16 protein-coding genes are annotated in these 13,095 nt (G+C 48.6%); 13 read left to right on the plus strand and 3 right to left on the minus strand.

The genetic code is table 11. The features are described from left to right. Positions 1-29 precede the first annotated feature (29 nt). The 5 genes from hprK to M1E06_RS03080 are packed head-to-tail and all read left to right on the plus strand — an operon-like array spanning position 30 to position 3,910. The gene (hprK, locus tag M1E06_RS03060; RefSeq protein WP_020453078.1) at positions 30-962 is read left to right on the plus strand and encodes an HPr(Ser) kinase/phosphatase; all 933 of its coding nucleotides are present in this window, start codon (positions 30-32) and stop codon (positions 960-962) included. An 11-nt stretch (positions 963-973) separates the two neighbouring features. After that, positions 974-1,786 carry a prolipoprotein diacylglyceryl transferase gene (gene lgt, locus M1E06_RS03065; protein ID WP_020453077.1) on the plus strand — a complete coding sequence of 271 codons (813 nt, stop codon included), beginning with the start codon at positions 974-976 and terminating at the stop codon, positions 1,784-1,786. A 24-nt stretch (positions 1,787-1,810) separates the two neighbouring features. Further along, positions 1,811-2,758, plus strand: coding sequence for a nucleoside recognition domain-containing protein (locus M1E06_RS03070; RefSeq protein WP_020453076.1), 948 nt, complete (start codon positions 1,811-1,813; stop codon positions 2,756-2,758). Next, a complete protein-coding gene (gene ppaX, locus M1E06_RS03075) occupies positions 2,748-3,395 on the plus strand; it encodes a pyrophosphatase PpaX (RefSeq protein WP_020453075.1) in 648 nt (215 codons plus the stop codon). The genes M1E06_RS03070 and ppaX overlap by 11 nt, the downstream gene beginning before the upstream one ends. Further along, positions 3,392-3,910: an acyltransferase gene (locus tag M1E06_RS03080; protein ID WP_020453074.1), complete on the plus strand. Its 519-nt coding sequence runs from the start codon at positions 3,392-3,394 to the stop codon at positions 3,908-3,910. Before ppaX ends, M1E06_RS03080 begins: the two co-directional genes overlap by 4 nt. 29 nt (positions 3,911-3,939) lie before the next feature. Here M1E06_RS03080 and M1E06_RS03085 read toward each other — a convergent pair whose 3' ends face one another. Both M1E06_RS03085 and M1E06_RS03090 read right to left on the minus strand, forming a co-directional pair. Beyond that, complete coding sequence (locus M1E06_RS03085; protein WP_020453073.1) at positions 3,940-4,608, minus strand: pectate lyase; 669 nt, start codon at positions 4,606-4,608, stop codon at positions 3,940-3,942. 280 nt (positions 4,609-4,888) lie between these two features. After that, positions 4,889-5,614 (minus strand): C39 family peptidase, encoded by a 726-nt coding sequence (locus tag M1E06_RS03090; RefSeq protein ID WP_020453072.1) that lies wholly within the window; start codon positions 5,612-5,614, stop codon positions 4,889-4,891. Between the two features lie 232 nt (positions 5,615-5,846). Between M1E06_RS03090 and M1E06_RS03095 the strand changes: the two genes are divergently transcribed. From M1E06_RS03095 to hisIE, 8 genes are read left to right on the plus strand one after another with little or no spacing between them, the layout of a single operon-like run. Then, positions 5,847-7,022 carry an ATP phosphoribosyltransferase regulatory subunit gene (locus M1E06_RS03095; RefSeq protein ID WP_020453071.1) on the plus strand — a complete coding sequence of 392 codons (1,176 nt, stop codon included), beginning with the start codon at positions 5,847-5,849 and terminating at the stop codon, positions 7,020-7,022. After that, positions 7,015-7,656, plus strand: coding sequence for an ATP phosphoribosyltransferase (hisG, locus tag M1E06_RS03100; RefSeq protein ID WP_020453070.1), 642 nt, complete (start codon positions 7,015-7,017; stop codon positions 7,654-7,656). The genes M1E06_RS03095 and hisG overlap by 8 nt, the downstream gene beginning before the upstream one ends. Further along, complete coding sequence (hisD, locus tag M1E06_RS03105) at positions 7,653-8,933, plus strand: histidinol dehydrogenase (RefSeq protein WP_020453069.1); 1,281 nt, start codon at positions 7,653-7,655, stop codon at positions 8,931-8,933. The genes hisG and hisD overlap by 4 nt, the downstream gene beginning before the upstream one ends. Further along, positions 8,933-9,517, plus strand: a complete 585-nt coding sequence (gene hisB, locus M1E06_RS03110) for an imidazoleglycerol-phosphate dehydratase HisB (protein WP_020453068.1) — start codon at positions 8,933-8,935, stop codon at positions 9,515-9,517. The genes hisD and hisB overlap by 1 nt, the downstream gene beginning before the upstream one ends. Beyond that, entirely contained in the window at positions 9,518-10,156 is a 639-nt protein-coding gene (gene hisH, locus M1E06_RS03115) for an imidazole glycerol phosphate synthase subunit HisH (RefSeq protein ID WP_216904450.1), read from the plus strand. Continuing rightward, positions 10,153-10,890, plus strand: a complete 738-nt coding sequence (gene hisA / locus M1E06_RS03120; protein WP_020453066.1) for a 1-(5-phosphoribosyl)-5-[(5-phosphoribosylamino)methylideneamino]imidazole-4-carboxamide isomerase — start codon at positions 10,153-10,155, stop codon at positions 10,888-10,890. Before hisH ends, hisA begins: the two co-directional genes overlap by 4 nt. Then, a complete protein-coding gene (gene hisF, locus M1E06_RS03125) occupies positions 10,887-11,645 on the plus strand; it encodes an imidazole glycerol phosphate synthase subunit HisF (protein WP_020453065.1) in 759 nt (252 codons plus the stop codon). Before hisA ends, hisF begins: the two co-directional genes overlap by 4 nt. Further along, positions 11,642-12,274, plus strand: a complete 633-nt coding sequence (gene hisIE, locus M1E06_RS03130) for a bifunctional phosphoribosyl-AMP cyclohydrolase/phosphoribosyl-ATP diphosphatase HisIE (RefSeq protein WP_020453064.1) — start codon at positions 11,642-11,644, stop codon at positions 12,272-12,274. Before hisF ends, hisIE begins: the two co-directional genes overlap by 4 nt. A gap of 58 nt (positions 12,275-12,332) precedes the next feature. On the opposite strand, the gene M1E06_RS03135 is transcribed toward hisIE, so the two are convergent. After that, entirely contained in the window at positions 12,333-12,812 is a 480-nt protein-coding gene (locus M1E06_RS03135) for a GNAT family N-acetyltransferase (protein ID WP_020453063.1), read from the minus strand. Positions 12,813-13,095: the final 283 nt, after the last annotated feature.

Here is a 13,095-nt window from a genome sequence, read left to right on the forward strand (position 1 = left end):
TCATCTGAGAAGAGGAGGGTGCATCAATCGTGCCGAAAGTTCGAACAAAAGATGTGATGGATAAATTTAAGCTTGAGCTCATCAGCGGAGAAGAAGGGATCAACCGTCCGATTACGATGAGCGATTTATCAAGACCGGGCCTTGAAATGGCTGGTTATTTTACATACTATCCAAAAGAGAGGGTTCAGCTGCTTGGGAAGACCGAGATTACCTTTTTTGAAAAGCTTCCAGAGGAAGAAAAAAAGCAGCGGATGCTGTCGTTATGCACGGAAATTACACCGGCGATTATCCTTTCCCGTGATTTGCCGATTCCGCCTGAACTCATCGAGGCTTCCGAAGAAAACGGCGTGCCTGTGCTTCGATCCCCGTTAAAGACGACGCGCCTGACAAGCCGTCTGACGAATTTTCTTGAAAGCCAGCTGGCTCCGACAACTGCGATTCACGGCGTCCTCGTCGATGTTTACGGCGTCGGGGTGCTCATTATCGGAAAGAGCGGCGTTGGAAAAAGCGAAACGGCTTTGGAGCTTGTCAAAAGAGGCCATCGCCTTGTGGCGGATGACTGCGTTGAGATCAGACAGGAAGACCAGGATACATTGATCGGAAGCGCGCCTGAATTAATTGAGCATCTCCTGGAAATCAGAGGCCTTGGCATTATCAATGTCATGACGTTATTTGGCGCGGGGGCGGTCAGAAGCTTTAAGCGGATTACTCTTGTCATGAGTCTGGAGCTTTGGGAGCAAGGAAAGCAGTATGACCGCTTAGGGCTTGAAGAAGATACAATGAAAATTATTGATACAGACGTTCCGAAGCTGACAATTCCGGTTCGTCCGGGAAGAAATCTTGCCGTCATCATCGAAGTGGCCGCAATGAACTTCAGACTAAAGAGAATGGGTCTGAATGCCGCTGAGCAATTTACCCATAAGCTTGCGGATGTGATTGAAGATGGTGAGCTTGAAGAATAGGAGCTGACAATATGAATGAAACGATTGAACCTTTAAATCCGATTGCTTTTCACCTGGGGCCGATTGCTGTCCATTGGTACGGCATTATCATCGGCCTTGGCGCTTTGCTGGGCTTGTGGCTGGCGGTCAGGGAAGGCGAACGGAGGGGGCTGCATAAGGACACCTTTGTCGATTTGGTGCTTTTTGCGATCCCGATTGCGATTTTATGTGCAAGGGCATACTATGTCATTTTTCAATGGGGCTATTACAGTGAACACCCGGACCAGATTATTCAAATATGGAACGGCGGCCTTGCGATCCACGGCGGACTGATCGGCGCCGTACTGACGGGAATCATTTATGCGAAGGTCAAAGGGCTTTCGTTTTGGAAGCTGGCTGATATTGCTGCTCCAAGCATCCTGCTCGGTCAGGCGATCGGCCGCTGGGGAAACTTTATGAACCAGGAAGCGCACGGTGAGGCGGTGTCAAGAGCGTTTTTAGAAAACCTCCACCTGCCTGATTTTATCATCAATCAAATGTACATCGACGGGCAGTACTACCAGCCTACCTTTTTGTATGAATCGCTGTGGAGCTTCACGGGAGTAGTCGTTCTGCTTCTTTTAAGAAAAGCGAATTTAAAGCGAGGCGAGCTGTTCTTAATCTATGTCATTTGGTATTCGATGGGACGCTACTATATCGAAGGCCTGAGAACGGACAGTCTGATGCTGACGGCGAACCTTCGCATCGCCCAGGTGATTTCAATCGTCCTGATCCTCAGTGCGGCTGCGCTGATAGCCTACAGACGTTTCAAAGGGCGAGAGATTAAACGGTATCAGGAGATGTAGCGATTTTACAAAGGGGAGACAGCAATGAAGGGAACTTTAAAAGCCGGAGCTGTGGCGGGGCTGAAAACGACGTGGACACTCGGAAAAGTGATTTTTCCTGTCACGCTGATTGTCAGCCTGCTTCAGCATACACCGGTGATGGACTGGTTGATCAAGCTGATCACGCCGGCGATGGGAATTTTCGGGTTGTCAGGGGAAGCGGCGATACCGCTTGTGCTCGGCAACATGCTGAACTTGTATGCCGGAATTGCGGGGATTTTAACGCTTGATTTGACAGTTAAAGAAGTGTTTATTTTAGCGGTGATGCTGTCGTTTTGCCACAATTTGATTATCGAATCGACCGTTGCATCAAGGGTCGGAATTAAAATATGGCTTATTTTGCTTGTGCGCATCGGCCTCGCCGTTTTTTCGGCCTTTATCATTAACCTTGTCTGGCACGGCGGTCAGGATGCGGCCCAATACGGCTTGATCTCTGCGAAAAGCGCCGCTCCTTCCGGCTGGCTTGAAATTGCGCTTGAAGCCGTCACCAAGGCGGGTCTTGGCGTCCTTCAGCTTGCAGCCATCGTGATACCGCTGATGATCATCATTCAATATATGAGAGACCTTGGCTGGCTGCATACTTTTTCAAAGTGGTTTGCACCGCTGACGAGAATGCTCGGCATGAAAGAGAACACCTCAATGACGATGGTTGCCGGGCTGACGATCGGCCTTGCATATGGGGCCGGCGTTATGATCAAAGCGGTCGAAGAAGACGGCGTCAGCAAAAGAGATGTAACGCTCGCGTTTATTTTTCTCGTTGCCTGTCACGCGGTTGTGGAAGACACATTGGTATTTATCCCGCTCGGCATTCCGGTCTGGCCTCTTTTGTTGATCAGGCTTGTAACCGCGATTCTGCTGACGATCGCGATTTCGCGCATCTGGAGAAAGCCGGGTTATTCCGTTCGCAGAAAGGAAGCTTTGTATGAAAGTTAATACGGTTTTATTTGATTTGGATGGAACGCTAATCAATACAAATGAGCTGATCATCGCCTCATTTTTGCACACGCTCGACCATTATGCACCGGGACGCTATAAACGGGAGGATGTCCTTGCTTTCATCGGACCTTCCCTTTATGAAACGTTCTCAAGCATTCAAAAGGATAAGGCTGAAGAAATGATCACCATGTACCGGACATTTAATCATCAGATGCATGATGAACTGGTAACCGAGTATGAGACGGTTTACGAGACGCTGGAACGCCTCGCGGAAGAAGGGTATAAGCTCGGGATTGTCACGACAAAGCTGCGGGACACCGTTATCATGGGGCTTAAACTGACGGGGCTTGATGCCTTTTTCGAGACGGTTGTGACGCTGGATGACGTCAAGCGGCCGAAGCCAGATCCCGAGCCTGTTTTGCTTGCCCTTTCCAAGCTTGGCAGCCGTCCGGAAGAAGCCATCATGATCGGTGATAATTACCACGATATATTAGCAGGGAAGAACGCCGGAACGAAAACAGCAGGCGTTGCGTGGACGATTAAAGGAGAAGAAAGCCTGGCTAAACACGAGCCTGATTTTATGCTCCGGCAAATGAGCGATCTCCTTCGCATTCTTGAGGTGGAGGAAGCTTGAGAAAAACGAAGCGCTATCCGGTGTCCGGCGCCAATTCCTTATGGCACATCTATCAGACGGTTCCATTTTTTAAAGTGGTCAAAAACTTTATCGTCATTCAGGCAGCGCGCTATACGCCGTTTCTTGGGATGAAAAATTGGATGTACCGGACGTTTTTGCGGATGAAAATCGGAGAGAAATGCTCATTTGCTTTAATGGTCATGCCGGATATCATGTTTCCTGAAAAGATCTCCGTCGGGCGTAACACCGTGATCGGCTACAATACGACCATTTTGGCGCACGAGTATTTAATAAAAGAATATCGGCTCGGCGAGGTTGTCATCGGCGATGAAGTCATGATCGGAGCCAATACGACGATCCTTCCAGGCGTCGAAATCGGAGACGGCGCCGTCATTTCCGCCGGTACGCTCGTTCATAAAGATGTGCCTCCGGGCGCTTTTGTCGGCGGCAATCCGATGCGGCTGATCTATACAAAAGAAGAAATGGAAAAAAGGTTGGAGACCCCCGCTGAATAAAGAACGGGGGCCTTTATTTGCAATCAAAGTTAAAATTCATGATTGTTCCTTTCCGTAATATGCTTCACACCGATCCACTTCTTTCCGACTTTTGAGTACCTTGTATTTGTCATCGTAACGGAACTTGTACTGCTGTCGGTTCTGAAGATGGCCTCTTTCATATTTGTAATCGTGCAGTTATCAATATTGACCACTGCCTTAAATGTCGAGCCTCCGAGCTGGCGAATGAATTTGCCTCCTTGATCCGCAGTGAAATTTTTCACGGTAAATGTACTCGCTTTATTAATCTGAAAGATTTTGTCCGCGGCAAGCCGGGCTGATCCTCCGTTAATCGTGACATTTCCTTCGCTTTTGACAGTCAGGGCATCTTCGCCGACATCTTCCCAAACAACATTGCTTATAGAAGCGTTACCATAAGTGTGAACACCGTCAGCAGCAGGAGCGCCAAGCACGACATTTTTGAGCGTTGCGCCATTCTCCACTTTGAAAATCGGTTTTTGATCTTCGCGCTGGCTTCCGTCCCCCAGCTCCGGACCTGCAATCAGCCGCTTGCCTTTCCCGTCATACGTTTGTCCTTTTTCGACTACGATCGTTTTGTGAACGACCTCGGCGGCCGAGGCTTTTTCGGGCAGAGCCTGTCCAAACCCGCAGACGAGCAAACCTGACAAAATAACCGTACCTGCTAATCTCTTCATCATTTTCATCCTCCTCATGAAATATTGTTCAAAACAGATTTGTCTCCCGTAGGTGAAAGCAGTTTCTGGTCCATTTGCAATAAGATGAGACACCTATTTCGGTACTATCATATATGCGAGTTTGCTGACGTGTAAACAAATAATTTGAATATTGTGAAAAAACAGTAAATAAAACACGTGAAATGGGGTTGTTTTCTGTATTTTGGATGTGACGAAAGGGTAAAGGGGCTTATTTTAATAGGGGTTGAAAGAACTAAAAAAAGGCAGGGGGTTAACTGCCTTTTTAGGCGGCGATCACGATCGCCTGACTGCCCATTTGTTTCCATGATTTTTCAAAATGTTCTCTATCTGTTTTTCTGTTTTTATATCCGTACGGATCATTCACATAAACGTAATCTTCATCATAGCCTGTCACGGCAACACTGTGAACGCTGTACGTCACATCGACTTTGCCTGACGGTGTATTCCATGTTTCCATATCGTTGACTGGGGTGAAATGTACAGTGGTGATCACCCAAACCGGTCTTCCCTGATTCAGCTGTTCATATATTTTCTCCGGCTCACTTCCCGTCAAATCGACAGCTTTAGTACCTGCGTATGAATAGGCCAAATCGTAAATCGGGCCATGGTAGACACTCAGTCCGGGTCCGTTTTCCATATCTCCGACAAAGCCGTCGTTAGGATTTCCCTTTAAGCCGTTTTCATAGTGCAGAGGCACTTTTTTCACCTCATTGGCAAGCTCATTTTTTGTGACATGATATCCGCTGTAGTTTAAGATCATCGCCAGGCTGGCGACTTCACAGCCGTTATAAAGCTTCGGCGAGTCCATTTGGTTGATCAGCGGGACGTCAAGCGGCTGACGTACTTCTTTATTGTCAGCAGCATTCTTATGGCTGCTGTGCAGCATTTCGGCTAACGGGCTTAACGCATCTTTAGAAAACAGTATAAGAACGGCGGTCATAAGAGCTGCTACGAAAAAAATAAAAAAAAGAGTTTTGAAAAATTTCATTCTAAGTCTCCTGTCTTCCCTTTGCTGGTTTGGTTAAGGCAAAGATTTGCGATCGTATACATTATAACATCAAGATGTTCATGACATAAAAGTTATCATTTCCCATACGGTCCGGAGTCTATTTTAAGAGCGGCTGTTGATTTTGATTCTTTTATCTGTTAGCATATTATCATATTAGCGAACTAAAGGATTCGGAATTTTCCTTCAAACGGTTATGGGGGTGCAAGTGTAGATGTTTATGTTTGAAAAACCGCATGGCATGCGGGATACGCTGCCTGTGCTTTACGAAACGAAGAAAAAGGTGCGCTCTTCATTAACAGAGGTGATGGCTTTGTGGGGGTATCAGTTCATGGAGACACCGGCCCTTGAATTTTATGATACGGTCGGTGTGCAGTCGGCCATATTGGATCAGCAGTTGTTTAAACTCCTTGATCAGGAGGGACAGACGCTCGTGTTAAGACCTGATATGACGGCTCCGATCGCAAGGGTGGCGGCCTCAAAGCTTCATAAAGATGATCACCCGCTTAGAGTGGGCTATGCTGCAAATGTGTTCAGGGCACAGGAGCGTGAAGGCGGGCGTGCCGCCGAATTTGAGCAAGTCGGCGTCGAACTGATCGGCGATGGATCTACAAGCGCTGACGCAGAAGTGATTGCGCTCGTCATTTTTTCGCTTAAAAAAGCCGGCCTGACTTCATTTAAAATCTCGATCGGCCATGTCGGAATTTCAGACGCTCTGTTTGTGGAGGTTTTAGGAAACGAAGAAAGGGCTCATGTCCTGCGGCGCTATTTATACGAAAAGAACTATGTCGGCTACCGGGAGCATGTAAAATCCCTCAATTTATCCTCAATTGATAAAAGCAGGCTGCTCGAGCTTTTGGAGTTGAGAGGCGGTATTGAAACGTGCAGCAAGGCGGCATCGATCATCGATTCTGAAAAAGGAAAACGCGCGGTTTCAGAACTGAAGACGCTTTGGGAGACGCTCGGCGACTATAGTTGCACGGACGACATTAAGCTCGATTTAGGCATGGTCAGCCATATGAGCTACTATACCGGCGTTTTGTTTGAAATCTATGCTGAAAACGTCGGCTTTCCGATCGGAAACGGCGGCAGATATGACCAGCTTCTCGGCCGCTTCGACTCACCCGCTCCGGCAACCGGTTTCGGCATCAGGACTGACAGGCTGCTGGAAGCATTGAAGCCGGCGGAAGAGCAAGAAAAAATCGATGTCGTCATCTTCAGCACGGAACAGAGAAAAGAGGCGATCAGATTTGCCGAAGAAGAGCGAAGAAAAGGCAAAAAAGTCGTCATACAGGACTTAGCGGGAATCGGAGATATTGACCAAATGACAAAGTCTTTTCAAAACGTGACCTATTTTATCGGGGCCAGAAAGGAAGAGAAGCATGGGTAAGGAATTGACGATTGCGATGCCGAAAGGGCGGATATTTGAGGAAGCTGCCGATATGCTTCGAAAAGCAGGCTATCAGCTCCCTGAAGAATTCGACGATTCGAGAAAGCTGATCATTCAAGTGCCTGAAGAGAACCTTCGCTTTATCCTCGCCAAGCCGATGGATGTCACAACATATGTCGAGCACGGGGTGGCCGATGTCGGAATCGCCGGCAAAGATGTCCTGCTGGAAGAAGAACGCGATGTCTACGAGGTGCTTGATTTAAACATCAGCAAATGCCGTCTTGCCGTAGCCGGCCTGGCAGAGACGGCGGCCGACAGCGTTGCACCCCGGGTTGCGACCAAGTATCCAAATGTCGCGTCAAGCTACTTCAGGGAGCAGGGAGAACAAGTGGAAATCATCAAGCTCAACGGTTCGATTGAACTCGCTCCCTTGATCGGGCTTGCCGGCCGAATCGTTGATATCGTATCAACAGGACAGACTTTAAGGGAAAACGGGCTGGTTGAAACCGAAAAAATTTGCGACATCACGTCGCGTTTCATCGTAAATCCTGTCAGCTACCGAATGAAAGACGCAGTCATCGATGAAATGGCTTCAAAACTTTCTCTTATTGTGGAAGGGGAAAAAGCAAAATGAAGATCAAATCCATCAGCGGAAATACGTCGGTTTTACTAAAGCGCACCATTGACGCCGGAACGGAAGAACAAAGAAAAGCAGTCCGCGGCATTATCGAAGAAGTGAAAAAGAACGGGAATTCAGCTGTTTCCGCATTCACAAGGCAATTTGACGGAGCGGATGTGGCCGACTTTCGCGTTTCTGAAAAGGAAATCAAGGAAGCATACACCACGCTCAAAAAGCGGGATCTCGAGATTATTCGGGCGGCGATTTTAAACATTAAAGAATATCATGAGCGGCAGCTCACATCATCATGGTTTTACCACCGCAAGGACGGAACGATGCTCGGCCAAAAAATTACGCCGCTTGATTCAGCCGGAGTGTACGTGCCCGGCGGAACGGCTGCTTACCCATCATCGGTCCTGATGAATGTCATTCCGGCGCTTGTTGCCGGCGTCGATCGCATTGTCCTTGCCTCACCTCCGGGAAAAGACGGCAAATTGTCGGCGGGAGTGCTGGCGGCTGCCGCCGAGCTTGGCGTCACAGAGATTTACAAAATGGGCGGCGCTCAGGCGATTGCCGCATTGGCTTACGGAACGGAATCCATTTCCCCCGTCGATAAAATCACGGGACCTGGCAATATTTACGTCGCCTTTGCTAAACGGGAAGTATTCGGCCAGGTTGATATCGATATGATCGCGGGCCCAAGTGAAATCGCCATCCTCGCTGACAGTACGGCAAACCACCGGGAAATCGCCGCTGATCTACTTTCACAGGCTGAGCACGATGCGATGGCATCGAGCATTCTTGTCACCGACTCAAAGCCGCTTGCCGAATCTGTTTTAAAAGAGGTTTACGAACAGCTCGAACATCTTCCGAGAAAAGAGATTGCACGGCAGTCGATTGACAACCACGGTTTGATCTATGTTACAAAGACGATGCATGAAGCCGTTTCCGTCATCAATGAGCTCGCTCCTGAACATTTGGAAATTTTAACAGCTCAGCCTGATGCCCTGCTCGGACAGATCAAACACGCGGGCGCCATTTTCCTGGGCCGCTACAGTTCAGAGCCGGTGGGCGATTATTTTGCAGGCCCTAATCATGTTCTGCCGACTAACGGCACAGCCAGATTTTCAAGCCCGCTAAATGTGACTGACTTCCAAAAGCGCTCCAGCATCATTTCCTACAGCAGGGATGCATTCCGCGAGAATGCCGAGAACATCGCGGCCTTTGCAAGATTAGAAGGACTTGAAGCCCATGCAAGAGCAATTGAATCCAGAGACCGGGAGGAAAACTGATGAGAAAAGCCGAACGGGCAAGAAAAACCAATGAAACTGATATTAAATTATCCTTTCATATTGATGGAGAAGGGAAAGCGGATATTCAAACGGATGTCCCGTTTATGACACATATGCTCGATTTATTTACAAAACACGGGCAGTTTGACCTTTCAGTTGAAGCGAAAGGCGATGTTGAAATCGACGACCACCATACGACTGAAGATATCGGTATTTGTCTCGGACAGGCGCTTTTGGAAGCGCTCGGAGATAAACAAGGAATCAAACGCTACGGTTCGAGCATGGTACCGATGGATGAAGCGCTCGCCCAGGTTGCGATTGATCTGAGCAACAGGCCGCACCTCGAGTTCAGAGCCGAATTCCCGAGCCGGAAAGTCGGAACATTTGATACAGAGCTTGTCCATGAATTTTTGTGGAAGTTTGCGCTGGAAGCGCGAATGAATCTTCACGTCATCGTTCATTACGGTACGAATACCCACCACATGATCGAGGCGATTTTTAAAGCGCTGGGACGTGCGCTTGATGAAGCGACATTGATCGATCCGCGGGTCAAAGGAATTCCGTCAACGAAAGGAATGCTGTAAATGATCGGTGTCATAGATTACGGAATGGGAAACCTGTACAGCGTCTCTAAAGCGCTTGAACGGATCGATGCTCCTTATTTCGTGTCCGAGCAACCGGATGAACTTAAGAAAGCGGACAGCTATATCCTTCCGGGAGTCGGCGCTTTTCGGGATGCGATGGAGACTTTAAGCCAGACCGGCCTGAAAACATTTATTCAAGATGCCGTAAGCGAAGGAAAACCTTTTCTCGGCATATGCCTCGGCATGCAGCTTTTGTTTGAAGAAAGCGAAGAACGCGGGGCGTCAGAAGGACTCGGCCTTTTGAAAGGAAAAATCGTTAAACTGAAAGACCGTGATCAAGCGGGAGATCGCTTAAAAGTGCCTCACATGGGCTGGAATCTGCTCACGGTCCACCGCGACTCTCCGCTTTTACCAAAGACGAAAGAAGGATATGCGTATTTCGTTCATTCGTATTATGTCAGCGGAATCGAAGAGGAGGCTTTGCTTGCCAGCGCCGAATACGGTGTGCGTGTGCCCGCTGTCGTCGGTCTTGGCAATGTATACGGCGCCCAGTTCCATCCGGAAAAAAGCAGTGCGGTCGGCATGTCGATCTTAAAGCGTTTCAAGCAGCTTACACAAGAACAGAAGGTGAAAAAATGAGCGAGTTTACTGTATACCCTGCCATTGACATGAGAAACGGCAAATGCGTCAGGCTCATCCAGGGAGATTACGAAAAAGAAACGATTTACGGTCATTCCCCTCTGGATATGGCCTCCCGGTTTGCTGAAGCGGGGGCAGACTGGATTCATCTTGTCGATTTGGACGGGGCAAGAGAAGGCAAAAAAGTGAACGACAGCCACGTCATAAGCATTGCTGATGAGCTCAACGTTAAAGTGCAGGTCGGCGGCGGCATCAGGACCGAAAAAGACGTGTATGACTACTTGTCGCAAGGTGTTGAAAGGGTGATCTTAGGCAGCTCGGCCGTATCAAATCCCGAGTTTGTCAAAAACATGCTGAAAGCTTACGGCCGGCATATCGCAATCGGTCTTGACGCAAGAGACGGATTTGTTTCGACTGAAGGATGGCTTGAGACCTCCTCCGTTAGAGCGGAAGAGCTTGGCCGCGAGCTTGCGAATGAAGGTGCGGAAGTGTTTATCTTTACCGACATTGCGACTGACGGAATGCTGTCAGGACCGAATATCAGCAGTACAGTGGAGCTTGCCAGGGCAACCGGTAAACAAGTCATTGCCTCCGGCGGTGTCAGCTCTCTCGCCGATCTTGAGGCACTCGCTTCCCGGGCTGCGGAAGGCGTCTCTGGCGCCATTGTCGGAAAAGCGCTGTATACCAATCAATTTACCGTGGCTGAAGCGCTTGAAAGGGTGGCGGAAAAGTGATCACAAAACGAATTATCCCGTGTTTAGACGTAAAAGACGGCCGCGTTGTCAAAGGTGTACAGTTTGTTGAATTGAAAGATGCCGGCGACCCCGTTGAGCTGGCTGAAGTATATGATCGTGAAGGCGCTGATGAGCTTGTTTTTCTCGATATCTCGGCATCCCACGAGGGGAGAAAAACGATGGTTGACGTCGTTGAAAGAGTGGCGGCCAAGCTGGCGATCCCGTTTACCGTCGGCGGCGGCATTAATCGTTTGGATGATATGAAAACGATCCTGCGGGCCGGAGCCGACAAAGTTTCCGTTAATACGGCTGCCGTTCTCCGTCCGGAACTGATAACGGAAGGCGCTGACTTTTTCGGCTCTCAATGCATTGTCGTCGCGATTGATGCAAAATTCGATCCGGAAGCTGATCAGTATTATGTTTATACACACGGCGGACGTAAAAAGACGGACCTTGAGGCCGTTTCATGGGCAAAGGAAGCCGTTCAGCGGGGAGCCGGTGAAATCCTGCTGACAAGCATGGATGCAGACGGAGAAAAGAACGGATTTGACTGCAGGCTCACAAAGTGTGTATCAGAAGCCGTTTCAGTCCCGGTCATTGCATCCGGAGGCGCAGGTCATGCGGACCACATGTATGATGCATTTGCAGAAGGGCAGGCGGACGCGGCTCTTGCCGCATCTATCTTTCATTACAAAGAAACATCTGTAAAAGAAGTAAAAGCTTATTTAAAAGAGCGCGGGGTGAATGTAAGATGATCAAGGCAGACGAGTTGACATTTAATGAAGCCGGCTTGATTCCGGCGATTGTCCAGGATGCAGTGAGCAAGGAAGTGCTGACACTTGCTTATATGAACAAAGAATCGTTTGAAAAAACGCTGGAAACGAAGGAGACATGGTTTTTCAGCAGGTCGCGAGGAGAGCTCTGGCATAAGGGAGCGACGTCAGGAAACATTCAGCGTGTGATAGACATCAGGCTTGACTGTGATCAGGATGCGCTCATCGTGCTGGTCGAACCGGCGGGACCGGCCTGTCATACAGGAAGCTACAGCTGTTTCTCGCCCGGCGAACATATCAGACAGACTGGCGGCGGCCGCTTTGACATCATCAATGAACTTGAAACGGTGATTGCCAAACGGCAGGCGGAAATGCCTGAAGGCGCATATACGACATATTTGTTCAGTGAAGGCGTTGACAAGATTTTGAAGAAGGTTGGCGAAGAAGCGGCGGAAGTCATTATCGCTGCAAAAAACCGGGATTCTGAAGAGCTGAAATGGGAAGCGGCTGACCTTCTTTACCATCTGCTCGTTTTGCTGAGGGAGCAGTCCCTTCCGCTTGATGATGTGCTTGGCGTCCTGAAAGAGCGCCATGAAGGCGCTGAATCATAAGCGTATTGCTTACACCTAAAAAGCAAACTGCCTTTTGGGTGTTTTCCCGATAGGGGAGCTATTTGATGTTTAATTTCATCACGATTTGCTCTCCGATCGGCCCCGTTTTTCTTTCCCCTGTGTCTGCAAATCCGGCTTTCACATACAGGTGCTGGGCCGCGGTGTTTTTCACGTTCACAACCAGCACGATTTCATGACAATGGGTGAACGCCTTGGCGACAAACTCAGGAAGCTTGAGCATTCCTTCTTTTGCAAAACCTTTTCCCTGGTGCTTTCTGTCGACGGATAGTGCCGTTAACAGCATGGCTTCCGGGTTGTACGAGTAGTCTTTTACCCTCTCGGTCGCATGCAGGATAAAAAATCCGACGGGCTTGCCTTCGCTTAACATTACGATTGGAAACTGACCGTCCGTCCGTTTTAAAACCTCTTTCGGCAGCGCGGTAAATCGATGCTGTTCTTCAGGAAGCTCGAATTCGAGAAGCGCAGCTGAATGTTCTTCCGAGAAATGCTTCAATTGTATTGATCCGCTTTTTTTCACATGATGAACCCCCTTTCTATGATCATACAATGGGAACGTATATTCGTCACTATCTAGTGCTAAAAAAAGATTTTGCCCTGGTTAAAATAAAAAGCGTACTTCCGATATAAAACCTACCTTGAACCTTCTGAAGGCCCTATGCGCTCCGATGCTCCAAACGTCCGGAATAAAATGGTGAAAAAACCATATGTGGAAAATGAAGAGAATTTTCTCGAAACTTGTTTTTGACCTGTTAAGCCGGCGGGGAACTATGTTATACTACTCACGGTATATAGTTTGAAAT

The organism is Bacillus sp. AK124 (genome assembly GCF_053903085.1).

What these genes read in the sequence shown, in the direction of transcription:
- hisD (WP_020453069.1), top strand. Translation starts at nt 7,653, where the DNA reads ATGAAGATCAAATCCATCAGCGGAAATACGTCGGTTTTACTAAAGCGC.
- hisG (WP_020453070.1), top strand. Translation starts at nt 7,015, where the DNA reads ATGGGTAAGGAATTGACGATTGCGATGCCGAAAGGGCGGATATTTGAG.
- hisH (WP_216904450.1), top strand. Translation starts at nt 9,518, where the DNA reads ATGATCGGTGTCATAGATTACGGAATGGGAAACCTGTACAGCGTCTCT.
- ppaX (WP_020453075.1), top strand. Translation starts at nt 2,748, where the DNA reads ATGAAAGTTAATACGGTTTTATTTGATTTGGATGGAACGCTAATCAAT.
- hisB (WP_020453068.1), top strand. Translation starts at nt 8,933, where the DNA reads ATGAGAAAAGCCGAACGGGCAAGAAAAACCAATGAAACTGATATTAAA.
- hisA (WP_020453066.1), top strand. Translation starts at nt 10,153, where the DNA reads ATGAGCGAGTTTACTGTATACCCTGCCATTGACATGAGAAACGGCAAA.
- M1E06_RS03085 (WP_020453073.1), bottom strand. Translation starts at nt 4,608, where the DNA reads ATGATGAAGAGATTAGCAGGTACGGTTATTTTGTCAGGTTTGCTCGTC.
- M1E06_RS03070 (WP_020453076.1), top strand. Translation starts at nt 1,811, where the DNA reads ATGAAGGGAACTTTAAAAGCCGGAGCTGTGGCGGGGCTGAAAACGACG.
- M1E06_RS03090 (WP_020453072.1), bottom strand. Translation starts at nt 5,614, where the DNA reads ATGAAATTTTTCAAAACTCTTTTTTTTATTTTTTTCGTAGCAGCTCTT.
- lgt (WP_020453077.1), top strand. Translation starts at nt 974, where the DNA reads ATGAATGAAACGATTGAACCTTTAAATCCGATTGCTTTTCACCTGGGG.
- hisIE (WP_020453064.1), top strand. Translation starts at nt 11,642, where the DNA reads ATGATCAAGGCAGACGAGTTGACATTTAATGAAGCCGGCTTGATTCCG.
- M1E06_RS03095 (WP_020453071.1), top strand. Translation starts at nt 5,847, where the DNA reads ATGTTTATGTTTGAAAAACCGCATGGCATGCGGGATACGCTGCCTGTG.